Origin of the sequence: Glaciimonas soli, from assembly GCF_009497155.1 — a bacterium.
Classification (GTDB): Bacteria; Pseudomonadota; Gammaproteobacteria; order Burkholderiales; family Burkholderiaceae_D; genus Glaciimonas; species Glaciimonas soli.
The window spans coordinates 253,786-276,285 of sequence record NZ_WINI01000003.1 but is presented as its reverse complement, the minus strand read 5'-3'; the positions used below and the strand labels follow the sequence as shown (position 1 = coordinate 276,285).

The window sequence follows — 22,500 nt, the reverse complement described above, 5'->3', positions numbered from 1 at the left end:
TACCTGCGATACTTATCATCAGCCCCTAGCTTTTTTAGTCCGATCTTAGTGATACAGTAGAACCATGTTTGAAGTCTTAGTTTATTTATACGAAACCTACTATCAACCCGATGCTTGTCCGGAACCGGAAGCATTGGTTAAGAAGTTGTCGGCCATTGGGTTTGAAGAGGATGAGATCACTAACGCGCTGGGCTGGTTAAAAGAACTGCTGACAAGCAATCACGAGTTTGCAGATCGTTACCCGCAACAGACGGCGTTTTCGTTCGGCATGCGTTTTTATGCCCCTCAAGAAGTTGATATTCTTGGCACAGCGGCAATTGGTTTCATTCAGTTTCTAGAGTCGGCCAAATTACTCAACCCGATACAGCGTGAAATCGTCATTGAGCGTGCATTGGTTGTCAATGAAACACCAATTCCCTTGGATAAACTCAAAATTATCGTGTTGATGGTGCTATGGAGCCAAGGCAAAGAGCCAGAAAGTCTGATGTTTGACGAGCTGTTTCTGGATGATGATGAAGAGCCAGTATCCCGCATGTTGCACTAAAGGCTCACACAAAGCCGTTCCAGCGCTGTTATCCCTGCGGTATCTTGCTATCTGCGTAAGCCCGGACGATCGCGCTCCACACGCAATGTCACCTTAATATTTCCCCGCCACTTGCGGTTTTTCTCATAACGCGCTTATTATTCGCTGCAAATCATCCGCTATCTATATATGATGCTGCTTGTTATATAGTTAGGATGTACACAAAATCGCAGCAGCGACGTTATCCTTCTCGGGCGTGTTACTGCACTGTCAGCGTTTGAAAGCTTTGCTGGAAGTGTTTGCGTTAATCATAATAAGTGTGAGAAATTGTTATTAAGCAATCCATGCAAGCTTATGCGTCGGATAATTAGCAAACATTAAATAAGTATGGCCAAAAAATTATTTATACGTTGTTGTTCCTCCTTGTACAGTTGTACTGCCTGCGTCGGGACGTCTGGCCTAAACAGTTTTTTGGACATACTTGAAGCACATCGCTTTCGAGACTACCTTTCTTTTGAGATTAATTTATGAGCAAGACCCTCATCATCGCCGAAAAACCTTCTGTCGCGAATGACATCGCGAAGACACTCGGCGGCTTCACCAAGCACGATGAGTACTTTGAGTCCGACGAATATGTGCTGTCTTCAGCTGTCGGTCACCTGCTGGAAATTGCTGTTCCAGAAGAGTTTGATGTCAAGCGTGGCAAATGGACGTTTACACATCTGCCGATGATTCCGCCGTACTTTGCGTTGAATCCGATCGCGAAAACTGAATCGCGCTTGAAAGTACTCAATAAACTCATCAAGCGTAAAGATGTTACTGCGCTGATCAACGCATGCGATGCCGGGCGGGAAGGCGAACTGATTTTCCGTTTGATCGCGCAACACGCGAAAGCCAAGCAATCGGTCAAACGTTTATGGCTGCAGTCGATGACGCCAGGCGCGATACGCGATGGTTTTGCTCATTTACGCTCTGACGAAGAGATGCTGCCATTGGCTGACGCTGCGCGTTGTCGCAGCGAAGCCGATTGGCTGATCGGCATCAACGGTACGCGTGCGATGACTGCTTTCAACTCTAAAGAAGGCGGATTCTACTTAACCACCGTAGGTCGCGTGCAAACACCGACCTTGTCGATTGTGGTGAAGCGCGAAGAATTAATTAAGAAATTTGTCTCGCGTGATTTTTGGGAAGTGCGAGCAGAGTTCATTTGCGCAGCCGGTATCTATGAAGGCCGCTGGCTGGATACTGCGCACAAGAAAGACGAATTCGACCCGGAGAAAAGAGCCGAGCGTTTGTGGAGTCTTGCAGCGGCAGAATCTATCGTTGCCGCTTGTCGTAACAAACCTGGCAATGTCACCGAAGAATCGAAGCCAACCACACAAATGGCACCAGGCTTATTCGATTTGACCAGCTTACAACGTGAGGCCAATTCGCGTTTCGGTTTCTCGGCGAAGAACACGCTGGGTCTGGCGCAGGCTCTGTACGAAAAGCACAAAGTCCTGACCTATCCGCGTACCGATTCGCGTCATTTGCCAGAAGACTATATCAGCACGGTGAAACAAACTCTGGAAACCATTTCGGAGAACCATAACTATCAGCAGTTCTCCGCACAGATTTTGAACAAAGGTTGGGTCAAGCCGAATAAGAAGATTTTCGACAATACCAAAATCAGTGATCACTTTGCGATCATCCCGACTACGCAGGCACCGAAAAATTTGTCCGAGCCAGAACAGAAACTGTACGACTTGGTGACACGTCGCTTCCTATCGGTATTTTTCCCTGCGGCGGAATTCCAGGTCACTACCCGTTACACCGAAGTGTCCGGCCATCAGTTCAAAACTGAGGGCAAGGTAATGACCAATCCGGGTTGGCTGGCGATTTACGGTAAAGAAGTGGCCGGCGACAAGGATGAAAACAGCGGCACGTTAGTTCCCGTTGCCAAAGGTGAGAAAGTCAAAACCGAAAAAGTTGAAGCGCACGGTTTGGTGACCAAACCACCAGCACGCTACACAGAAGCGACCCTGTTGTCGGCGATGGAAGGTGCGGGCAAGTTAGTGGATGACGAGGAATTGCGCGAAGCGATGGCAGGTAAAGGCCTTGGCACACCAGCTACACGTGCGGCGACGATTGAAGGTTTGATCTTCGAAAAATACATTTTCCGCGAAGGTCGGGAAATGATGCCAACCGCCAAAGCGTTTCAGTTAATGACTTTGCTGCATGGTTTGGGTGTTGACGAATTGACCGAGCCGGAACTGACCGGTGAGTGGGAACACAAATTGTCGCTGATGGAAAAAGGCCAGATCACGCGCGAAGAATTCATGCGCGAAATCGCCCAGATGACCCAAACCATCGTCAAACGCGCCAAAGAGTACGACAACGACACGATTCCCGGTGATTACGCTACCTTGCATGCGCCGTGTCCGAATTGCGGCTCGGTCGTCAAAGAAAATTATCGCCGTTTCGCTTGCACCAAGTGCGAATTCTCTATGAGTAAAACGCCAGGCAGTCGTCAATTTGAAATCGCCGAAGTCGAAGAGTTGCTGATTAACCGGACCATTGGTCCGTTGCAGGGTTTCCGCTCTAAGATGGGACGGCCGTTTGCCGCCATCCTGAAAATCAGTCGCGACGAAGAAATCAAAAACTTCAAGCTGGAATTCGATTTTGGTCAAAATGACGGCGAAGGTGAAGATGGAGAGGGTGTTGATTTCACCGGGCAGACGCCGCTAGGCGCATGTCCGAAATGCGGTAGTGGTGTGTATGAAATGGGCTTGGCTTACGTTTGCGAAAAAACGGTCGCCAAACCAAAAGCCTGTGATTTCCGCAGCGGCCGTATCATCTTGCAGCAAGAAATTTTGCCGGAGCAAATGGCTAAATTGCTCAATGATGGCAAAACTGATTTGCTGCCGGGTTTCATTTCACAGCGCACACGTCGTCCGTTCAAAGCATTTTTAGTCAGAGGCAAAGATGGTAAAACCAGCTTTGAATTTGAAGAACGTAAAGCCAAAGCGCCAGCCAAAGGTAAAACAAAAGCGGCTGAAGTAGAAGATGAAGCGCCGGCAGAGGCAACTGCTAAAGTCGTAAAAGCGCCGGCCAAAAAAGCCCCAGCTAAAAAAGCAGCAGTTAAAAAGCCAGTGGTAAAACGCAAAACTGCATAAATTTTCACGAAAATAAAAAAAGCCGTCTATGTTTGCATAGGCGGCTTTTTTATTGATTTCTTGTTTTGTTGTCACAAAAGCTGACAATTTTTTTCACTTGCAGTGACAGCCTAGGGCAGGCTGCCGATTGCATAACCCAAAATCCTGCTGTTTCCCCGTCGAAATGGCTGCTTAAACGCCATCTAGTTGGGCATAAGAATTGCTGTCTGTAATCGGATACGTTTGTAAGTAAAAGCAGATAGGCGATTTAAAAAATACCTCCGTCATCCTCGCGGATGCGGGAATCCAGGTTGCGTAACATGGGTACCCGCGTTTCCGGGAATGATCAGGTCATTTTCAAAACGGTTGTCGGCTCTTACTTACCTCGATTTATAGTCTCATTCTTAGCTCATCTCATGATTAAAATTTCTGTTATTTCTTACAATGGAATTACACCGCCCATTTCGTTGTCTGCGGTCTTTGATCAAGCCGGCAGAACCATGGGACGTGGAACTGATAATTGTCTGGTGTTGGCCGATCCGAAAAATGTCGTTTCGCAAACGCAGGCGTTGTTCAAAAGCGATGGTATCAATCACAGCGTAATCAATCTTAGCTATGCCAGTCCGATGCATCTGAACGGCGTGGAACTGACGCCGGATCGAGATTACGCGCTACACATTGGCGATGAAATGACGGTCGGTTTGTATAAATTACGTGCGGAAGCAGCGTTCTCTATCGTTGATCATGGCATTTCGTTGTCGGCAACTGAGCAGGCGGCTTCAGATGCATTGCATCCGGAATTGCATTTAACAGCACCGGTCAGCACAGCTGACCATAAAAATGAATCTGAACACAGCGATGATCACCAGGCCTTGATGCAGGCATTTTTTCATGGTGCTGGAATTTCCGTTGCCACATTATCGTCGGGAGCATCTTCAGCGCAGTTACCAAAACTGACGCCGGAGCTGATGGAAACATTGGGAAAATTATTGGCGACAGCGGTACAGGGAACGATAGATCTCAATGCTTTGCGCACGTTGGTGCGACGCGAGGCGCATGTCGATGTGACACAAGTAGTGGTAAGAAATAATAATCCGCTGAAATTTTTCTCTGACGCGGAAACCGTCTTGACGCAAATGTTGCGTAAAAAAATGCCTGGTTTTATGGGGCCGAATGAAGCCATGCACGATGCGTATGAAGATTTGCGCGCCCATCAAATTGGTGTGGTCGCTGGTATGCGGGCATCTATGCATCAGTTGCTCAAGCGCTTCAATCCAGAGTTGATGCAAAAGGGTTTAACGAAAATTGGCCTGTTAGATGGCATTTTCCCCGCCAATCGCAAAGCCAAATTGTGGGACGCTTATACGACTTTGTTTCAAAAAATCCATCAGCAATCGCAAGATGATTTTCAAATGTTGTTTGGTAAGGCATTCTTGCATACCTATGAGCAGGAAGTGGATCGTCTAAAACAGCAAGCGCAGCCAGCACAACCAGCGCAACAACAGGCACCGAAAGAGCCGGAAGCGGTAGATAAATTTCTGCCTGGGCAAGAACAACGCCATGGTTGACGCGCTGCATGGCAGCGGTGCTACGGCACCGCTGCCAGTCGTACAGCCATTAAGGCTGGACGGTGCGCAACTTACGTACGTCGGTGATCGCCGGCTGAATCAGGATGCGCTCGGCAGTATGCTGCAGGATGATTTGGCTTGTATGGTGATTGCGGATGGCATCGGCAGTAAACTGGGCGGCGAAGTGGCCGCGCGGATCGTGGTGGAAACGGTGATAAACCGTTTCCGCCAGGAGCAATCATTCGGCGCTCGCGCATTGCAATCGTATATCGCCGCGGCAGAGACGCATCTGGCACAACGCCAACGCGCAGAGCCGGGTCTGAAAGAGATGAGCGCGACCATTGCCGCAGTATTGATCGATCAAAAAAATCGTTGCATGGTATTCGCTCATATGGGAGACACGCGGATTTATGTGTTCCGCGACAAGCAACTGGTTAGCGTCACAAAAGATCATAGCCTGGTACAACAATTTGTCGAGGCAGGACACTGCAGCGTCGATCAATTACGTCACCATCCACGACGCAGCATCTTGTTTGCCGCGATCGGAGCAGAAGGGGATGTTGGGGTGGAAGTAACCCCCGCGCTGGATATCGAGGCCGGCGATGCTCTGCTGCTATGCACAGATGGCTTTTGGGAATGGATCACGGAAAATGAGATGGTCGATGCAATCGCGTCAACCGATAACGCCACAGAATGGTTAAACCGGATGGCACAGATCGTACAGAAAAATGCTGCAGCCACTGCATCGCGCTCGCGCGACAACTGTACGGCACTTACTATTTTTATCGTATAAATTTATGACAACTGAATTAAATGCAAACGTGCGCAATGCCAAAGCGGCCATGCCGATTAAGCCGGGTCTATCTCTCGTGACTTCGGATGAGGTCGAATTGAGCGAAGAAAATTGCTTGCAAAAAGGGACGCGTTTAGCTGATTTCAAGATCCTTGGCGTGATAGGCGAGGGTGGTTTCGGGATTGTCTATTTTGCTTTTGATAAATCGTTGCGTCGTATGGTGGCGATTAAAGAATACATGCCGGGCGCATTTGCCGGGCGCGGTGTCAACCAAAAAGTGACGGTTCGCTCTTCGCGACATCAGGAAACGTTTGCTCTGGGATTGAAAAGCTTCATTAATGAAGCGCGCTTGTTGGCACAGTTCGATCATCCGGCGTTGATCAAGGTTTATCGTTTCTGGGAGCAAAACAACACCGGCTATATGGCGATGCGTTATTACGATGGACGTACGCTACGCAGCGTCGTCAAAAATACGCCGGAAGTGGTTACTGAAATATGGCTGAAAAATATGCTGAAGCCGATGCTGGAGGCGTTAGATGCCATGTATCGCGTCAATATTTTGCATAGGGATATTTCGCCTGACAACATCATGATCCAAAAAAGTGGTGAGGCTGTGCTACTGGATTTTGGCGCAGCCCGACAGCTTATTGGCGACATGACGCACTCGTTAACCGTGATTTTAAAGCCAGGTTATGCACCGATAGAGCAGTACGCCGATGACGTCAGCATGAAGCAAGGCCCATGGACTGATATCTATTCTTTGTGTGCAGTAGTTTATTTTGCGATCACCAACACGGCTCCGCCAACTTCGGTGGCGCGCATGATCAAAGACCCGATCGTTCCTTTGGCACAGGTGCCGGAATTTCGCGAGCGGGGTTTTAGCATGGGATTTTTGTCGGCGATTGATCTTGGTTTATCTGTCAATCCAGAAGATCGACCGCAGTCGATCGAGGAATTTCGACGCCTGTTAAGCCTGCAGCTTTTAGTGGCAATACCAACGCCGCGGCGCAGCACCGGCAGCGCAGATTCGGGCACCAGGAAACACAGGAAGCAAACAAAGAAATGGTGGCATACAGTGCTGCCGCGACTGGATCAAACGCTCAGTTTTAAACACGCCATGACATTGTTGGTGGCGTTAATGATAGGCGTGATTTGTACGTTCGGCTACTTCTTGTTTGACTCCTCCGCAACCGCACCAACGGTAGCGACTGCAATACCGACAACAATTGAAGCAGCAACTAAAGCAACCGCTGCTGCTGTCTCTCCAGCTAGCGTCACTCCTGTAGCTGCACCGACAGCTACAGTGCGTGCACCTGATTTGGGTACAGCAAGTAATGCGCAAGCAGTCATCGAAAAATCACCTGACCTATCTGATAAATCGCATCAGGATACGGAAGTGTTGGCGGCGTTGCCGGAATCTGAAACTGTATCGCCAGCGGCCGTTAAGGAGCCGCCGCATACCACCGACATCATTACTCTTTCTATTAAACCTTGGGGAACTGTGACAGTCGATGGCAATATGCGCGGCGTGAGTCCTCCTTTGAAAAAGCTGGTTTTGTCGGAAGGGAAGCATCAGATAAAAATCAGTAACCCACAGTTCGCATCACGTACCATCAACATCACTAGCGACAAGAAAAAAATGCAGCATATTGATGTAGATTTTTCTTCTACTAAATAATAGATAGAAATAGATAGAGCCCAAAAAATCGTTTAGACATTGTTGTAAGTAATACTAAATAATCGATTTGAAAATGACCTCGTCATTTTCGCGAACGCGGGGATCCATGTTATACAACCTGGATCCCCGCGTTCGTGATGATGACAAGGTCTGGTTGCTGAAGAAGATGGTTTAAAATCTCGCATCAGTTTTTGCGACTTACTTACCATCTGCATCGATACACCGAATCTAAACGTTTTTTTTCACAGTTAATAACCAATCTCAAAATGACAAAACCTTCATATCGACGCACTGCTTTGCACGCATGCGCGCACATTTTTTTCTCAGCATGCATCTTGCAACTGGCTGGCTGTGCAAGCACCGACGGAGCTGACGGCGCTAATCTGACGACACCGCAACCTGCGCTTAGCGCGCCGGTTGCGGCGCCCGCCATCAGTACGCCGAGTGCGGCTGAAGTCGCAGCGTCTAACGCGTTAAAGAGCGGTATTGATTTGTATGATCGCGGTAGTTATAGCGCCGCCATTAAACGTTTGCGTAGTGCGCCAGAAATTTGGACCGCAGATAAGAACACGCAAACAGAGGCGTTGAAATATATGGCGTTTAGCTATTGTGTGACGTCACGAAAGAAGCTGTGCAAACTGGAATTTCAAAAAGCGCTGAAACTGGATCCGACCTTTGCACTGGCGCCCGGCGAGCAAGGTCATCCACTGTGGGGGCCAGTATTTGAACAAGCCAAACGCAGTCAGCCTGTCGCTCGTTAAAATAGTGAAGAGTAAATCAGAGACAAATTTGTGTCATACAACAACGGGAATTGTATGTATCTTTTTGTGTCTGATTTGGTCGCTGAATTTTTTATTTTTTTGTGAAAAAAATGCGAATTTACAGGATATTTTTTGTAAAAAAGGATAAATAATTATTGCCATATGGAAATTTAAGTTTTATTCTAGACTCGTAATATGATTTATATGAATTGTGGGATGCTAGAAAATAACTTGTAGCGACACTTACCTCACAAGCGTAATGCTGTCGTGTCGTAGTCCTTAAAAGGGAATAGTGATGACGTGCGTTAAGTCTTTAGAACTGACAGTTTTTCTGCAGTCGCAATACGAACAAAGTTTGTGTTCTTCCCACCAATCCCCCCGTATTTCGGTACCGATTGCGCGATCCTCGGAGATCACGCAACGACCGTCCCAATAACGAACTAGCTGTTCGTTACCCCCTGTATCGCAGCCGATCTGCGATGCAAATCTGACGCTTGGCGTACTCGTGTAAGGCTGCTTCCTGCAACCGTGTGCATCTTCACATCTGTTGTGTTTGGAAACTCCATGGTTGTAGTTTTGCAGGGAGACTTTCATCAGGCATACATCCCATTTTGGATGGTATGCAGGGAAATGTTCAAGCGTTTTTATGTTGTGAGCTGTTATCCATGTTGTTTACTTTTAGAGGAATAAAAAAAATGAAATCTAAAGCATCAGCAGCAAAGGCAGGAGATTTAGCAGTCCCGCGTATCTCTGCATTGGCATTAGCACTCTCTCTGGCATGTGTAGCAATGGGCGCGCAAGCAGCCGTTGATACTTCGTCGTGGGTATCGACAAAAACAGACGCATTTTTATCTAAAGTACAAACGCACGATAGTTCTGGTGCTGAAACTACTGCGGATAAGATTGCCGTAGATATGGCACCAGGTGAATTGAAAAGCGTTACCGTTGCTCTGCAATTGCGTAACAAAGCACAATTGGACAAATTTGTTGCTGACGTAAATACTCCAGGTAGTGCCGTGTTTCACAAGTTTCTGACACCAGCACAATTCAATGCGCAATACGCACCTACTCAAGCGCAAGTTGATGCTGTTGTTAAGCATTTGACTAAATCAGGTTTCAAAAATATTACTGTCAGCTCAAACCACACTTTGATCAGTGCCGACGGTACCGCAGCTACAGTAACGCAAGCGTTTAATACTTCATTGAAACGCTTCACACATCATGGCCGTAGTGTTTACGCCAATGATAAGCCTGCACAAGTGCCAGCAGAATTGTCGAATATCATTGGTTCAGTTCTAGGTCTGCAAAATGCTGCAATCCATCACACTATGCATAGTGGCGTGATGAGCAAACCTGCAAGAACTACGACTCTCGCTACCACTGGTACAGAAGTCGCACATACCCCAACGCAGTATTATGGGATTTATGGTGGTAGCACTACGCCGGCAGCATCGAACGCAATTATCGGTTCGATCGCTGAAGGTAGCATGACTTACACATTGCAAGACTTTGCTACTTTCCTCACCAATAACCCAAGCTTGCCAGCATTGGTTCCTACTGTTGTCAACGCCGGTACTCCAACAACAGATGAGTCCGGTGAGGTTGAGTGGGCGTTGGATAGTCAAGTTGCCTACGGTACTGCTGGTGGTGCAAAACAATACATATTCTATGTAGCGACTTCGATGGAAGATGCACCGCTGACAGCTGCTTATAACGCTGCTGTAACTGCTAACGTCGCCAGCGTCGTTGACATCTCGTTGGGCGAGTGCGAGGCTTCTGCTCATTCATCAGGCTCACAAGCAGCTGATGATGCAGTGTTTGAACAAGCTGTAGCGCAAGGTATGACATTCGCTGTTGCAGCAGGTGATGCCGGTGCCTACAACTGCGACACTGACTCCGAAGGTAACCCTGGCGTAGCAAATACCACTACAAAGAGAAAAACCTACGACGTCAGTGAGCCAGCTAGCTCACCTTATGTTCTGACAGTCGGCGGCACTGCTCTGTTCACCACATCGGCTGGCGCATATAACGGTCAGGCAGTATGGAACGAAGGTACTGCATCAACTGGTGATGGTAGTGCCGTGCGTATCTGGGCTACCGGTGGTGGTTACAGTAAGTATGAAACAGCGCCGAGCTGGCAGACTACCGCTATCATCGGTTCAGGTCATACCACACGCGGTCTGCCTGATATCGTCTACGATGCAGCGTCAGCAAGCGGTACCAACATCTATATCAACCAGGCAGCTAATGGTGTTGCATATGGCACGGTTGGCGGTACTAGTATGGCTTCACCATTGTTCGTTGGTATCTGGGGTCGTATGGAATCGGCACACAGCAACAACTTAGGCTTCCCGGCATCAGCTTTGTACAGCACGCTTTCCAATTCTGCTAATGCAAGCATGTTGGCTAAAGTCAGTAGCGCATCGGTCGACGGTGATGCAGTTGATTACAACGGTTGGAGTACTACTTATCCAGGCATGTCAGCCAATTCAACAGGATCATGGAGCGCTGCAACAGGCTTCGGAAGCGTGTTGATTGATCCTCTGAATGCTTACATCACAGCGAACCCGACTGTGTTCCCAGCTAAGTAATTTTAAGGTAATAAGGAAATAAGAAAGCCCGCTGTAACTCTCGCGGCTACGTAGGCAATTGATGCGTAGCCGTATTTTTTTTGAGCTGATTTTTCGATAGTTGTTAACGTTAAAAAAGAGAACGAAGTGAACAAGTCCATCATCATCGCTGCGATTATCCTCGGGAGCGCTGCAGTTTCATTTGTTATGTACGGTTCCCCGGATCGGGAAAATATCAGCGTTGCCAATGATCCGAGTTTGGTTGATCACGCGACGAGCATGAATGCGCGACTGGCTGCACCAGATAACGCAAATAGTGCGAACCGCAATCCGTTTGGAAAAGGATGATTTAAATTTGTTGTGCCATAACCCGGTGAGCAGCTCACCCTCAAAGAAATGTGATTTATTTGAATTTACATTCAACATAAATATCGCTGGTCATTCAGGCGATGTAATTACACAGGAAGAAAAATAATTCCTTGCTCCATTTTTTTTTGAAAATTTCAGCATAAGAAAATGCATAAATAATTATTGCCACATAGAAATTAAAAAGCTATGCTGGGCCTGCATCGTGTTTCATGTAGCCATCTGAAAGTATCCTGAAAATCAAAATAATTTTGGCGACGCTTACTTACAAACGTAAGACTGTTGCTTTGGCTATCCTTAATCCTTAAAAGGGAATAGTGATGACGTGTGTTGAGCCTTCGGTACAGAACCATTTTCTGCAGTTGTCTTTCGCATCTCATCTGCATGCATCCCCATTCTTATCCTTCCCTATTTCGCAATCTTCTCGCCTTGCGTACGGTCCCTCTCCTTAACACGGCTCTTAAGTCTTGTTATCGAATGCGCGTTACTCGCCATCCATTGCTGCGTTGCTGTCGCCATGCAAATCTGGCGCCCGGCGTAATGCTCAGTAATTAACTTAAGAATGCTTTTTTCGATTGCCTTGCATTAGCAGATACGCCTATTTGTGTATTGCGATGCGTTGCGATTATTTTGTTGCACGTTGTTTTCATATTGTTTACTTTAAAAGGAAAAAGAAGATGAAATTTAAAGCATCAGCAGTAAAGAAACGAGACGTTACACTTCCCCGCACGTCGGCACTGTCATTAGCGCTCGCATTGGCTTGCGCATCGATGGGAGCGCAAGCGGCAGTAGATACGTCAACGTGGGTGTCGACCAAGACGCAGGCATTTTTGCCGCAGGTGCAAGTGAAAAACAACGTAGGTGCAGTGGTCACTGCAGATACCTTGGCCACTGAAATGGTGCAAGGTGAGCAAGTACACGTGGTACTGAGTTTGAATCTGCGCAAAGAAGCGCAGCTTGATCAAGCGATCATCGATGTGAGAACGCCCGGCAATCCATCGTTTGGACAATTTCTGACGCCAGCACAATTTGCTGCGCAATATGCACCAACGCAAGCGCAAGTGAATCTGGTCGTTGCGCATCTGCAGCAAGCCGGATTTACCGGGATCGAAGTAACGCCCAATCGCTTATTGATCTCGGCAAATGGCACTGCCGCTACGGTACAGCAAGCATTTAATACGTCTCTGAAGCACTTCACTTATCAAGGTCGCAAAGTGTATGCAAATACTGCTGCCGCGCAAGTGCCAGCATCGTTAGGTGGAATCGTTAATGCGGTTTTAGGTTTGCAAAACGTTGCGCTGAACCATACGCACAGCAAGCTGGGTGGCAAAGTTGGCGGCGTTGCGCTGAATAATACGTTAGCCACAGCCAGCGCTTCGGTTAGTACTCCCGTCGGCACTGCGGTTTATCACAACACCACCGATTTCCCGTTGATCTATAACGCAGCGAGCATGCCAGCGGCATCGACAACTACTGTCGCTATTATTTCCAATGGCGATCTCGCACCGACCATCACCGATCTGGCGGCATTCACGACTGGACTTGGTTTACCGGCAGTCAATACCACCGTCGTACAAACCGGCCCGGCCGGCAGCGATTACAGCGATACTTCTGGTCAAGTCGAATGGAATCTGGATAGCCAAACTATTACAGGTGCTTCCGGCGGAACCAAGGAATTGCGATTCTATGCTGCGCCAACGTTGGACTATACCGACATCACGACCGCCTATAACCGCGCTGTGACGGACAATGTCGCCAAGGTGATTAACGTGTCTCTGGGTAGCTGCGAAGCCGACACTGTCAGCAGCGGCACGCAAGCAGCCGATGATGCAGTCTTCAAACAAGCGGTGATACAGGGTCAGACATTCTCGATTTCGACTGGTGATGCTGGTCCATACAATTGCAGCGTCAGCACAATTTCCGGTACACCTGGCGTGCCAGACGGAAAGCATTATGATGTCAGCGAACCGGCAAGCTCACCTTACGTCGTGGCAGTCGGTGGAACTACGCTGTACACCACAGGGAAGACAACGTTTGGCAGCGAAGCCGCATGGAATGAAGGCTTGAGCCCGATTGGTGTTTACGACGGCAACGGTGATTCTGACCCGACGTTACGTCTCTGGGCCACCGGTGGCGGTTACAGTAAATCTGAAGCAGCACCAATCTGGCAGCGACTGGTGAACGGTAACGCTAAACGCGCCTTGCCGGATATTGCGTTCGATGCGGCATCAGCCAGCGGCGCTATCGTGTATTACGACGGTGCCCGATATGTGGTCGGCGGAACTAGTTTGGCTTCGCCAATTTTCGTCGGCTTCTGGGCTCGCATTGAATCGGTGCACAGCAATCGTTTGGGTTTCCCGGCGCCGTACTTTTACGTTAACTTCCCTTGGAATCCTGCCTTGGTGAATGACGTCACCACTGGTTATTCCGGAGCGGACGCTACTGATTTCGGATTTAAAGCTAAAAAAGGATGGGATGCTGCGACTGGCTACGGTAGTTTGAATGTCGCCAAAGTCAGTGCTTACATTAGCCACAATCCTTGGTTCTGGAGATAAGGTTTTGCGGATGTAATTGAATACTAAGAGGAGTACCCCGACAACGCAGCCGAACAGCCGTGTTGTCGGATATTTTAAGTTAATCGTTTTTCAAAGCAAACGGCATTGTTATTACCAGCATATTTGCCAAAATTCGGAATTATCTTATAAGCACGTTGTTCGTAAAAGCGAACCGCTTGTTTATTAATGAGCCGTGTTTCCAGCCACAATGCCTGATATTGCATTGCTTTCGCAGCGGCTTCCAGAAATGCCAGCAATGCGGAACCAGTTCCAGGATTTCCTGGTCGAGAATACATACGTTTTAGTTCTGCGACGCCATCTGTCAGAGGGCGAAAAGCGCCGCAGCCTATTGCCCGGCCTTGACTGTCTCGTGCAACAACAAAAAGCGCATTTGGAACACGGACATCACTGGGATCGAAGGAGGAGTTCCCGCTATCGCCAGTGATCATGGCGAGCGTTGCAGACAATTCCGCCATCAGCATATATGCGTCAGAGGATGTAGGATCTTCGGCTGCAACGATAATCATGCGTGTCGTTATTGACTGCTCGCACCTGCCACCACGCCATGCGCTTGCTCATCCGCATGGTATGACGAGCGTACCATTGCGCCCACCGCAGCATGCACAAATCCCATTTTATAAGCCTCTTCTTCATACATCTTGAAGGTGTCCGGGTGCACATAACGACGTACCGGCAAATGGTCGCCACTCGGCATCAGGTATTGGCCGATGGTCAGCATGTCGACATCATGGCTGCGCATATCGCGCATCACTTGCAGAACCTCTTCATCGGTTTCGCCCAAACCGACCATGATGCCCGATTTGGTTGGAACGTCCGGATGTAAAGCTTTGAAGCGCTTGAGCAAATTCAACGAGTATTCATAATCTGAACCTGGGCGTGCTTCTTTGTACAAACGCGGTGCCGTTTCCAGATTGTGGTTCATCACATCAGGTGGCGAAGCATTGAGAATTTCCAGTGCTCTGTCCATGCGGCCGCGGAAATCCGGAACCAGAATTTCGATGCGTGTTTTTGGTGAAGCAGCACGTACCTGGCGAATACATTCGGCGAAATGGCCTGCGCCACCGTCGCGCAAATCGTCGCGGTCAACACTGGTGATGACGACGTAGCTGAGCTTTAGTTCGGCGATGGTTTTGGCCAGATTGGCCGGTTCGTTCACATCCAGTGGATCAGGGCGGCCATGACCGACGTCGCAGAACGGGCAACGACGGGTGCATTTGTCGCCCATGATCATGAAGGTTGCGGTGCCTTTACCGAAGCATTCGCCAATGTTCGGGCAACTGGCTTCTTCGCAAACCGTCACCAGATTATTGGCGCGCAGGATGTCTTTGATTTCGTAGAAGCGCGTTGACGGGGAACCTGCCTTGACGCGGATCCAGTCCGGCTTTTTCAGGCGTTCTATCGGGATGATTTTGATTGGAATTCGCGCAGTTTTGCTGGCACCCTTTTGCTTTTCCAGCGGATTGTAAGTTGCGGCGGTGTCGACGCTGTTGGCAGAGGAGTGGTCAGTAGTCATAGCGAGTTTGTGTAAAGAATCAATGAATATCAAATATCAAATATCAATTAAGCAATGGCAGCATTGTGTGCGCCAACGCAAGCGTTATTGAAACAGGCAATCAGGTTGTTGGCGAGTGCTAACTGTACGGAAGGTAAAGTAGTATCAACGCCTAGCGTTTTCATATCCACTGTTGCCAAACCGGCATAACCGCACGGGTTAATCCACGAAAAAGGTGTTAAATCCATTCCGACATTGAGCGATACACCATGATAAGTGCAGCCATTGCCGCGGATTTTCAGACCTAACGCAGCGATCTTGGCACCTTTGTGCGTTCCGTCTGCAATGTAAATGCCCGGTGCGCCAGCCTTGCGTTCACTGGCGAGATTATACGCTGCCAGCGTAGTGATCACTGCCTGCTCTATGCTGTGCACCAATTCACGGGCAAAAAATCGACCTTCGCTGCGTTTGCGACGTAGATCAAGAAGCAGATAAATGACCACTTGCCCGGGGCCGTGATAAGTCACTTCACCACCGCGATCAGTCTGCACTACAGCCACTTCATGCGGCGCCAATACATGGCTCAGGTCAGCGCCCAATCCCAGGGTAAACACGGGAGGGTGCTCAACTATCCATAATTGATCGGGCGTGTCTGCGCTGCGGTTGTCAGTATACGCACGCATGGCGTCGAAACTGACCTGATAGGGTTCAATGCCGCGCTGGATGATTTCGGGGGAAGAAAAAGACTGCATAAGGCAGCAGTGTAGCGAAAATTGCCTAACTCTGCCGAAGTGCTGCCGAATGTAAATAATTGCTAATTCAGCACGTTATATTTGAAAGTCACATCCAAAAGAGATGCGAAGACTTTTGCCTGATTACACGCGATTTCATGTAATTAAACCGTCACATAAAAATCGTAAAATGTTACATCGGGAAAATATACAAATCTACAGCGATTTTGATGCCGATAAGCAATAAAAAGCATTGCATCAAACGCATTCCTTGACTACATTGTCTTCTTGTCGCTCTAGTGCTGAGTGCACTTCGTCGTTTGTTCAATTTTATAGAAGCAGATGCTGTGGTACAGGTATTTGAAAGCTATGGTGCAAGAGGAAATTAAGTATGCAAAGCGTGATGAAGCAAGGTAGCAATTTGGCATTCGCGAATAAATCAGGTCGCAAGTTCCGTGCAGTAAAACAACGTGGCTTTACATTGATCGAAATCATGGTCGTGGTGGTCATCATGGGTATTTTGGCGGCGCTGGTGGTGCCAAAACTAATGGGACGTACCGACGATGCGCGAATAATGGCGGCGCGTTCTGATATTTCTACCCTAATGTCTGCACTGAAACTCTACAAACTCGACAACCAGCGCTATCCCACCACCGAACAGGGTTTGAATGCCTTGGTGGTGAAGCCTGCCAGCGGCGCCGACGGTTGGAAAACCGGTGGCTACATCGATAAGTTGCCAAAAGATCCATGGGGTAATCCATATCAATATCTGGCACCGGGTATTCATGGCGAGATTGATGTGTTCTCGTATGGCGCAGACGGCCAACCCGGTGGCGAAGGTAATGACGCTGATATCGGCTCCTGGCAATTGTGATCGTCGTGGCAGTATCGGATAAAGGTAAGCCCAAGTGTCTGCGTTCCAGAAAGGCGCCGGCATCTGCACGCGGGTTTACTTTGCTCGAACTGTTGGTGGTGGTCGTCATCGCCGGTATCACACTAGGCATGGTGTCATTTACCGCTTTTCAAAATAACGGCAAAGCGGTGCAACAAGAAGCGCAACGGATTGCCCTGCTATTGCAATTGGGGCGAGAAGAGGCCATTTTGCGAAATCGCCCCGTGGCCTTTGAAGCGGACTCTGAGCATTACTGGTTTATGGTTCGCAATGAGGATGGCAGCGGCTGGAATAATTTGAACGACGATGAAATGCTACATGAGCGTGCGTTCAAAAAAACGCCAATGTTGCTGACCATCACGCCATCGCAAGACAATGTCACCACGGCTGACAACGGGCAAGTGCGCTTTGTCTTTGGCCGCGAACCGGTCGACAAACCTTTTCTGATGACACTTTCTATCGGCGATAACGACACGACCAGTGCTGTTATTCATGGTGATGGCATAGGCCATTTCACGGTGGAATAACTATGTCAGCGTTCACTCCACAAAAGCATCAACAACAAGGTTTCACTTTGCTAGAGGTGCTGGTTGCGTTGGTGATCGTCGGCACCGCGCTGGGCGCAAGTTTACGTGCAGTCGGGAGCTTGACGCAAAACAGCCAAGGCTTACGCAGCGCCATGATGGCGAACTGGTCGGCAGAAAACCGCCTGACGCAAATTCGTCTCGCCTCCGAATGGCCAGCGCTAGGTGATCGCAGCTTTCCTTGTCCGCAAGGCGATTTACCATTGCAATGCAATGAACACGTTTTTTCTACGCCCAATCCTTATTTCCGTCGCATTGTGGTCAGCGTAATCGACAGCCGCACGCCAGAACAGCAAATCGTCAAGATGACGCAGGTGGTGCCGCATGGGAATTAAACGCAAGCAAGCAACACGCGGACATCGTCGCGGCTTTACTTTGGTCGAGTTACTGGTTGCCATCAGCATTCTGGCCATGGTTGCGGTACTCGGCTGGCGCGGACTGGATGGGATTGTCCGTGCACGCGTGGCCTTGAATAGCGAATTGGATCAGACACGTGGCATGCAACTGACTTTCGCACAACTACAAAACGATAGTTTGCAAGCCGCACCTATCGCCATGATTGGGCACAGACCGCATGTCGCGTTGCAGAATAATCGTCTGCTCATTGCGCGTGCAGTGTACGCCGACGATCAACCAACGCGTCTGGCAATCGTCGACTACCGCTTGCAGAACGGCGTGCTGACACGCAAAGAGTCATCGCAAACGCGCGACTTAAAAGAGTTTGATGGTTTATGGAATGCAGCTTTAACTGACGGCGGCGCTAATGACGCACAAACGGTGGTTTTGCAATCTCATCTGAGTAATATGCAGATGCGCTTATGGGGCAGTGATCAAGCTGGCTGGCGCAATGTTAAGGATGATGGCAGCGCACCAGAGTTGGCTAACAATGCAACATGGGTCGGCTTGGAAGTGTCGTTGCAACCAGAGTCACCGTCGCAAGCAGCGAGCAGTGTGGTCAAGTCTTTCCTATTGGGTGGCGGATGAACACACAGCAATCACTGCGCTCACTCAGCACATGTAGATTCCGCAGCCACCATCGTCAACGCGGTGTCGCAATTATCACGGCCTTGTTGTTGACGACTCTGGCGATCACCATTGTCGCCAGTTTGTTTTGGCAACAGCAAGTGCAAGTGCGCTCAATTGAAAATCAGCGCCTGCAATTGCAAAAAGAATGGATATTACGTGGCTCTTTGGATTGGGCGCGTTTGATCTTGCGTGAAGACGGAAAAATCACCACGGCCGATTATTTATCGGAACCTTGGGCCGCACCGCTGGAAGCAACCCGGTTGAGTCAATACGCAGGCGATAGCACAGCCGAGGGCGACGATGCCGTTTTGTCCGGCACTATCGTGGACGCACAATCGCGTTACAACCTCGTCAATCTGGTCAAAGGCGGCGTGGTTGATCCGAACGAAATGAAGATGTTTGTACGTTTGCTCGGCATCTTGCATGTGAGCGCTGGTTTAGCGCCGGCGATTGCGCAAGCCATGATCCCTACTGCGCTGGCAGCCGGAAGCGTGATCGATCCAGGCAGTCCGGTGGCACCTCCGCCAACAGCAGTGCTCACACAAATGCCGGTATTGCGGATCGAGGATTTGCTGGCTATACCCGGTATTACTCCCGCGATAGTCAATAGATTGAAGGACTACATCATCGTGCTGCCCGCAGCAACGGCAGTCAACATTAATACGGCATCACCGGAAGTTCTCAGCGCACGTTTAGATGGCATGCCGATATCGCAAGTGAAAGCGCTGATCGCTAACCGTGAAAATGTGTATTTCCGCGACTCGACGGATATTGCCACCAGAGTCGCAACGATCGCGCCAGGCGCGACCATAGATACCACCGAACTTTCTGCTGCCAGCAGCTTTTTCCTGGTCAACGGCAAGATACGCATGGGGCGTGCGGGTTTGGATACCGCGTCATTGATAGAGCGCGACCGTGCGGGAGTGAATACGACGACCAAAGTAATTTGGAGCCGTGAACTATGAAAACCGGCTTGACGCGTCATGCGTATGTTTTGAAAATTAGAAAAATATGACAACATTATTTATACGCTTAGTGCCAAGAGCCTTGCTCAGTAGCGACGCAGGCGATGCCGATGGTGCCGCTCCGGCATGTGCATTTGCAGTAGTTTCTGACAAAGGCCATATCGAGCAAGAAGGTTATCAATCGTTACTCGAATTGAAACCGCAGGTGGCGCAAACGCAGCGCGTAGTTCTGCTCTTGGCGGCCAGCGATGTCACTACCTTACACATGGCTGTGCCACCGTTGCCAGCGGCGAAACTGAAGGCGGCGTTGCCTAATTTGATTGAGGATCAATTGATCGTCGATCCGGCTAGCTGTGTCATTGCGACTGGCGCACGGATTGATGGTATGCGGGCGATTGCAGTGGTCCAGCGCGACTGGCTGGAACATATCACCAATGGCTTGCTGGCGATGGGTGCAAAAAATATCAAGGCGCTGCCGTCGCAACTTTGTCTACCACTTGAAAGCTCACTTGATGGTGCTGCCACAGCCGCTATTGTGCAACGCCGGTGGCAGCAAGAAATACAGCAAGACGTGAGCGTGCGTTTATCTAAGCAGGTTGGTATAGGCGTATCGGTGACCTCGCATGATCAGCCGCAAAAAGAAGCGCTGACGATGTTGCGTATTCTGGTGCCGGGCGGGGCAATTAATCTTTACGTTGCGGCAGAAGAGTTGGCTGCTTATCAGGATGTTATTGCGGCGGAGGATGTTGCTGATATTCGTCTGCACGCAGATGATTGGTCTCATTGGATCGTTGGCGCACAAGCTTGTGATGTCAACCTGATGACAGGAATGAATGCAGCGGCATCCGAGCAGCCGATGAATTGGGGACCGTGGCGCTGGTCGTTGGCATTGGCGACGTTGGTTTTACTGGTGAATGTGGTGGCATTAAATAGCGATTGGTGGCGCATGCGCAGTGAAGCGGCGCAATTGAAAAGCGGTATGTTGAAGGATTATCGTAAGGCTTATCCGCAAGATACTGTCATCGTTGATCCAATAGCCCAAGCACATCAAAAAATCGCTTTGTCGCAGCAAGCTAGCGGCGCTGCAATGCCGGATGATTTCATCGCATTGGCGGCGCAATTTAACACTGCGTTGAACAGCACGGGATTGAATCCCCAAAGAAATTTGGTGAGTTCGCTGGAGTATCGTGACCGAAGCTTATTTGTTCGTTTTTCCAATGCTGCGCAAAGTGCAGGATTGGATGCGGGCGGGGTTGAAAAATTAAAAATCGCATTGACTGGCAACCAGCTATTATTATCTCAGCCACCAACTGACGGCGTCTGGCAAATTAAAGCGGCCGGGGCAAACAAATGAATGCGCCAGAGTCCATTACAAAGAAAATGAGCAAGCAAACTAAACCTCTGATTTCCTCATCACTGCTTGAGCCGGTTCTTAAACCTGTCACTCAGGTCGTCTCGCAGCTCCGCAATACGGTCGCTACATTCTGGGGGCAACGCAATAAGCGAGAACAAAACATGCTCAGCGTCGCGATCGTTGTAGTGCTGGCAGCGCTGATTTATTTGATATTGCTGGCGCCAGCGATAGAAGGTCGCCAACGTCTGCAAAAAAGCTTGCCAGGATTGCGTCAACAAGCCGCAGAACTGCAGCAAATCATCGCCCAGACCGGCAATCTCAATCAAGCCAGTGATCAGGCGGCGACGCCGATTAGTCAAAGTGGCGTTGAAGCGGCGTTGAAAAGACTGGGCATGAGCAGCAAAAGTATTCTCGTGACGGGCAACAACGCCAAAGTGCAATTTACGGCCATCAGCTTCTCTGGCTTGATCAATTTTTTGCAGCAAGTTCAGGCAACCGAGCATTGGCAAGTCATTGAGGCCAAGGTGAATGCGGTTGAACCCGCGAAGCCAGGGATAGTCGATGCATCGGTGACACTGAATCAGAAAAATAGCGAATAAAAATAATGCGTAAAAATAAAAGTGAAAACGTAACGTGAAGCACGGAATAAAAGAATTAAAAGAACGAAAAGAGCCGATCCAAGTATCAACAAGAATGCGGAGTAAATTGTTATGGGTTTGCATGGGTTGTTTCAGTGTGCTATCGACCGCATTGCTATTTTCTCCGGCAAGTTGGTTGGCACAAGTGGTAGAGACGCAAACTCAGGGCCGCATTATCTTGGGCGATGCACAAGGCAGCTTATGGCATGGTTCGGCTTTTATTGGCGGCGCCGCCAGTCGCAGCGAAGCCGTCACGCCGCTGCTGCCTGGACGTTTTACGTGGAAACTGTCGCCGTTAGTTCTGATCGGTAAGGTCGATCTAATGTTGGACAATCCTGCGGCACTATCGGCGCCGGTGCATGTGTCCGGCAATTGGTCGCAATGGCAGGTTGCAGCAACTTCGATCAACATGCCGGCAGAACGTTTGGTGGCGTTGGGAGCGCCGCTTAATACATTGCAACCGACTGGCGACATGCGGTTGAGTTGGAACGATTTACAGGTGGAGAGGCAAAAAGGCAGGATAGCTGTTGCTGGGTTGATGACGTTGGATTTGGTCGCCATGTCGTCGCGCTTATCGCCAGTCAAACCGCTAGGTAGTTATCAAATGACGATGGCGTTGAGTGACTCACAAAACGAACAGCATGCCAGCATCGTATTGAAAACCATCAGCGGGGCAATGCTATTGGATGGAAATGGGAAGTTAGTAAATGGTCGTTTGCAGTTTTCCGGGACAGCGCAAGCTGCTGACGGACAAGAAGAAAAGTTGGCAAATTTATTGAATTTGCTAGGTCAACGCCGTCAACAAAACGGTAAAACAGTTATCGGACTTGAGTTTTCATAGTGAACATC

20 protein-coding genes are annotated in these 22,500 nt (G+C 49.2%); 17 read left to right on the top strand and 3 right to left on the bottom strand.

All coding sequences use genetic code 11. The features are described 5' to 3' along the window. Window positions 1-64: 64 nt before the first annotated feature. The 9 genes from GEV47_RS07415 (at window position 65) to GEV47_RS07375 (ending at window position 13,948) form a co-directional block, all read left to right on the top strand. Window positions 65-544 carry a DUF494 family protein gene (locus GEV47_RS07415; RefSeq protein WP_153234093.1) on the top strand — a complete coding sequence of 160 codons (480 nt, stop codon included), beginning with the start codon at window positions 65-67 and terminating at the stop codon, window positions 542-544. Between the two features lie 506 nt (window positions 545-1,050). After that, a complete protein-coding gene (locus GEV47_RS07410; protein ID WP_153234092.1) occupies window positions 1,051-3,678 on the top strand; it encodes a DNA topoisomerase III in 2,628 nt (875 codons plus the stop codon). 395 nt (window positions 3,679-4,073) lie between these two features. Then, window positions 4,074-5,225: a type VI secretion system-associated FHA domain protein TagH gene (tagH, locus tag GEV47_RS07405; protein ID WP_228124612.1), complete on the top strand. Its 1,152-nt coding sequence runs from the start codon at window positions 4,074-4,076 to the stop codon at window positions 5,223-5,225. Continuing rightward, complete coding sequence (locus tag GEV47_RS07400) at window positions 5,218-6,018, top strand: PP2C family protein-serine/threonine phosphatase (protein ID WP_153234091.1); 801 nt, start codon at window positions 5,218-5,220, stop codon at window positions 6,016-6,018. Before tagH ends, GEV47_RS07400 begins: the two co-directional genes overlap by 8 nt. Window positions 6,019-6,022: 4 nt before the next feature. Next, window positions 6,023-7,696 (top strand): serine/threonine protein kinase, encoded by a 1,674-nt coding sequence (locus GEV47_RS07395; protein WP_228124611.1) that lies wholly within the window; start codon window positions 6,023-6,025, stop codon window positions 7,694-7,696. A 266-nt stretch (window positions 7,697-7,962) separates the two neighbouring features. Then, entirely contained in the window at window positions 7,963-8,457 is a 495-nt protein-coding gene (locus tag GEV47_RS07390) for a TssQ family T6SS-associated lipoprotein (protein WP_153234090.1), read from the top strand. Between the two features lie 695 nt (window positions 8,458-9,152). Beyond that, window positions 9,153-11,048 carry a S53 family peptidase gene (locus GEV47_RS07385; RefSeq protein WP_194270606.1) on the top strand — a complete coding sequence of 632 codons (1,896 nt, stop codon included), beginning with the start codon at window positions 9,153-9,155 and terminating at the stop codon, window positions 11,046-11,048. A 126-nt stretch (window positions 11,049-11,174) separates the two neighbouring features. Then, window positions 11,175-11,375, top strand: coding sequence for a hypothetical protein (locus tag GEV47_RS07380; RefSeq protein WP_153234088.1), 201 nt, complete (start codon window positions 11,175-11,177; stop codon window positions 11,373-11,375). A gap of 695 nt (window positions 11,376-12,070) precedes the next feature. Then, window positions 12,071-13,948, top strand: coding sequence for a S53 family peptidase (locus GEV47_RS07375; RefSeq protein WP_228124610.1), 1,878 nt, complete (start codon window positions 12,071-12,073; stop codon window positions 13,946-13,948). 74 nt (window positions 13,949-14,022) lie between these two features. Here GEV47_RS07375 and GEV47_RS07370 read toward each other — a convergent pair whose 3' ends face one another. From GEV47_RS07370 to lipB, 3 genes are read right to left on the bottom strand one after another with little or no spacing between them, the layout of a single operon-like run. Continuing rightward, entirely contained in the window at window positions 14,023-14,475 is a 453-nt protein-coding gene (locus GEV47_RS07370) for a GNAT family N-acetyltransferase (RefSeq protein WP_153234086.1), read from the bottom strand. A gap of 8 nt (window positions 14,476-14,483) precedes the next feature. Continuing rightward, window positions 14,484-15,482 carry a lipoyl synthase gene (gene lipA, locus GEV47_RS07365; protein WP_153234085.1) on the bottom strand — a complete coding sequence of 333 codons (999 nt, stop codon included), beginning with the start codon at window positions 15,480-15,482 and terminating at the stop codon, window positions 14,484-14,486. A gap of 47 nt (window positions 15,483-15,529) precedes the next feature. Then, a complete protein-coding gene (gene lipB / locus GEV47_RS07360; protein ID WP_153234084.1) occupies window positions 15,530-16,213 on the bottom strand; it encodes a lipoyl(octanoyl) transferase LipB in 684 nt (227 codons plus the stop codon). Between the two features lie 382 nt (window positions 16,214-16,595). Here lipB and gspG point away from each other — a divergent pair, with 382 nt between their 5' ends. The 8 genes from gspG (at window position 16,596) to GEV47_RS07320 (ending at window position 22,492) form a co-directional block, all read left to right on the top strand. Continuing rightward, on the top strand, window positions 16,596-17,066 hold the full coding sequence (gspG, locus tag GEV47_RS07355) for a type II secretion system major pseudopilin GspG (protein ID WP_153234280.1): 471 nt from the start codon (window positions 16,596-16,598) through the stop codon (window positions 17,064-17,066). A gap of 5 nt (window positions 17,067-17,071) precedes the next feature. Continuing rightward, complete coding sequence (locus GEV47_RS07350) at window positions 17,072-17,611, top strand: GspH/FimT family pseudopilin (RefSeq protein WP_322741583.1); 540 nt, start codon at window positions 17,072-17,074, stop codon at window positions 17,609-17,611. A 2-nt stretch (window positions 17,612-17,613) separates the two neighbouring features. Beyond that, a complete protein-coding gene (gspI, locus tag GEV47_RS07345) occupies window positions 17,614-18,003 on the top strand; it encodes a type II secretion system minor pseudopilin GspI (protein ID WP_153234083.1) in 390 nt (129 codons plus the stop codon). After that, window positions 17,993-18,652, top strand: a complete 660-nt coding sequence (locus GEV47_RS07340; RefSeq protein WP_153234082.1) for a PulJ/GspJ family protein — start codon at window positions 17,993-17,995, stop codon at window positions 18,650-18,652. Before gspI ends, GEV47_RS07340 begins: the two co-directional genes overlap by 11 nt. Continuing rightward, the gene (gene gspK, locus GEV47_RS07335) at window positions 18,649-19,659 is read left to right on the top strand and encodes a type II secretion system minor pseudopilin GspK (protein ID WP_153234081.1); all 1,011 of its coding nucleotides are present in this window, start codon (window positions 18,649-18,651) and stop codon (window positions 19,657-19,659) included. The genes GEV47_RS07340 and gspK overlap by 4 nt, the downstream gene beginning before the upstream one ends. A 46-nt stretch (window positions 19,660-19,705) precedes the next feature. Then, a complete protein-coding gene (gene gspL / locus GEV47_RS07330; RefSeq protein WP_153234080.1) occupies window positions 19,706-21,013 on the top strand; it encodes a type II secretion system protein GspL in 1,308 nt (435 codons plus the stop codon). Between the two features lie 26 nt (window positions 21,014-21,039). Continuing rightward, window positions 21,040-21,612, top strand: a complete 573-nt coding sequence (gspM, locus tag GEV47_RS07325; RefSeq protein WP_194270605.1) for a type II secretion system protein GspM — start codon at window positions 21,040-21,042, stop codon at window positions 21,610-21,612. A gap of 121 nt (window positions 21,613-21,733) precedes the next feature. Beyond that, window positions 21,734-22,492 (top strand): type II secretion system protein N, encoded by a 759-nt coding sequence (locus GEV47_RS07320; RefSeq protein ID WP_228124609.1) that lies wholly within the window; start codon window positions 21,734-21,736, stop codon window positions 22,490-22,492. Window positions 22,493-22,500 lie beyond the last annotated feature (8 nt).

Bases quoted from the DNA above. Each gene is read 5' to 3' on its own strand.
- GEV47_RS07385 (WP_194270606.1), top strand. From the start codon at position 9,153: ATGAAATCTAAAGCATCAGCAGCAAAGGCAGGAGATTTAGCAGTCCCG.
- GEV47_RS07400 (WP_153234091.1), top strand. From the start codon at position 5,218: ATGGTTGACGCGCTGCATGGCAGCGGTGCTACGGCACCGCTGCCAGTC.
- GEV47_RS07410 (WP_153234092.1), top strand. From the start codon at position 1,051: ATGAGCAAGACCCTCATCATCGCCGAAAAACCTTCTGTCGCGAATGAC.
- lipB (WP_153234084.1), bottom strand. From the start codon at position 16,213: ATGCAGTCTTTTTCTTCCCCCGAAATCATCCAGCGCGGCATTGAACCC.
- GEV47_RS07320 (WP_228124609.1), top strand. From the start codon at position 21,734: ATGGGTTGTTTCAGTGTGCTATCGACCGCATTGCTATTTTCTCCGGCA.
- gspK (WP_153234081.1), top strand. From the start codon at position 18,649: ATGAACACACAGCAATCACTGCGCTCACTCAGCACATGTAGATTCCGC.
- GEV47_RS07340 (WP_153234082.1), top strand. From the start codon at position 17,993: ATGGGAATTAAACGCAAGCAAGCAACACGCGGACATCGTCGCGGCTTT.
- lipA (WP_153234085.1), bottom strand. From the start codon at position 15,482: ATGACTACTGACCACTCCTCTGCCAACAGCGTCGACACCGCCGCAACT.
- GEV47_RS07395 (WP_228124611.1), top strand. From the start codon at position 6,023: ATGACAACTGAATTAAATGCAAACGTGCGCAATGCCAAAGCGGCCATG.
- gspI (WP_153234083.1), top strand. From the start codon at position 17,614: ATGTCAGCGTTCACTCCACAAAAGCATCAACAACAAGGTTTCACTTTG.
- GEV47_RS07375 (WP_228124610.1), top strand. From the start codon at position 12,071: ATGAAATTTAAAGCATCAGCAGTAAAGAAACGAGACGTTACACTTCCC.
- GEV47_RS07390 (WP_153234090.1), top strand. From the start codon at position 7,963: ATGACAAAACCTTCATATCGACGCACTGCTTTGCACGCATGCGCGCAC.
- gspG (WP_153234280.1), top strand. From the start codon at position 16,596: ATGAAGCAAGGTAGCAATTTGGCATTCGCGAATAAATCAGGTCGCAAG.
- GEV47_RS07415 (WP_153234093.1), top strand. From the start codon at position 65: ATGTTTGAAGTCTTAGTTTATTTATACGAAACCTACTATCAACCCGAT.
- gspL (WP_153234080.1), top strand. From the start codon at position 19,706: ATGACAACATTATTTATACGCTTAGTGCCAAGAGCCTTGCTCAGTAGC.
- GEV47_RS07370 (WP_153234086.1), bottom strand. From the start codon at position 14,475: ATGATTATCGTTGCAGCCGAAGATCCTACATCCTCTGACGCATATATG.
- tagH (WP_228124612.1), top strand. From the start codon at position 4,074: ATGATTAAAATTTCTGTTATTTCTTACAATGGAATTACACCGCCCATT.
- gspM (WP_194270605.1), top strand. From the start codon at position 21,040: ATGAGCAAGCAAACTAAACCTCTGATTTCCTCATCACTGCTTGAGCCG.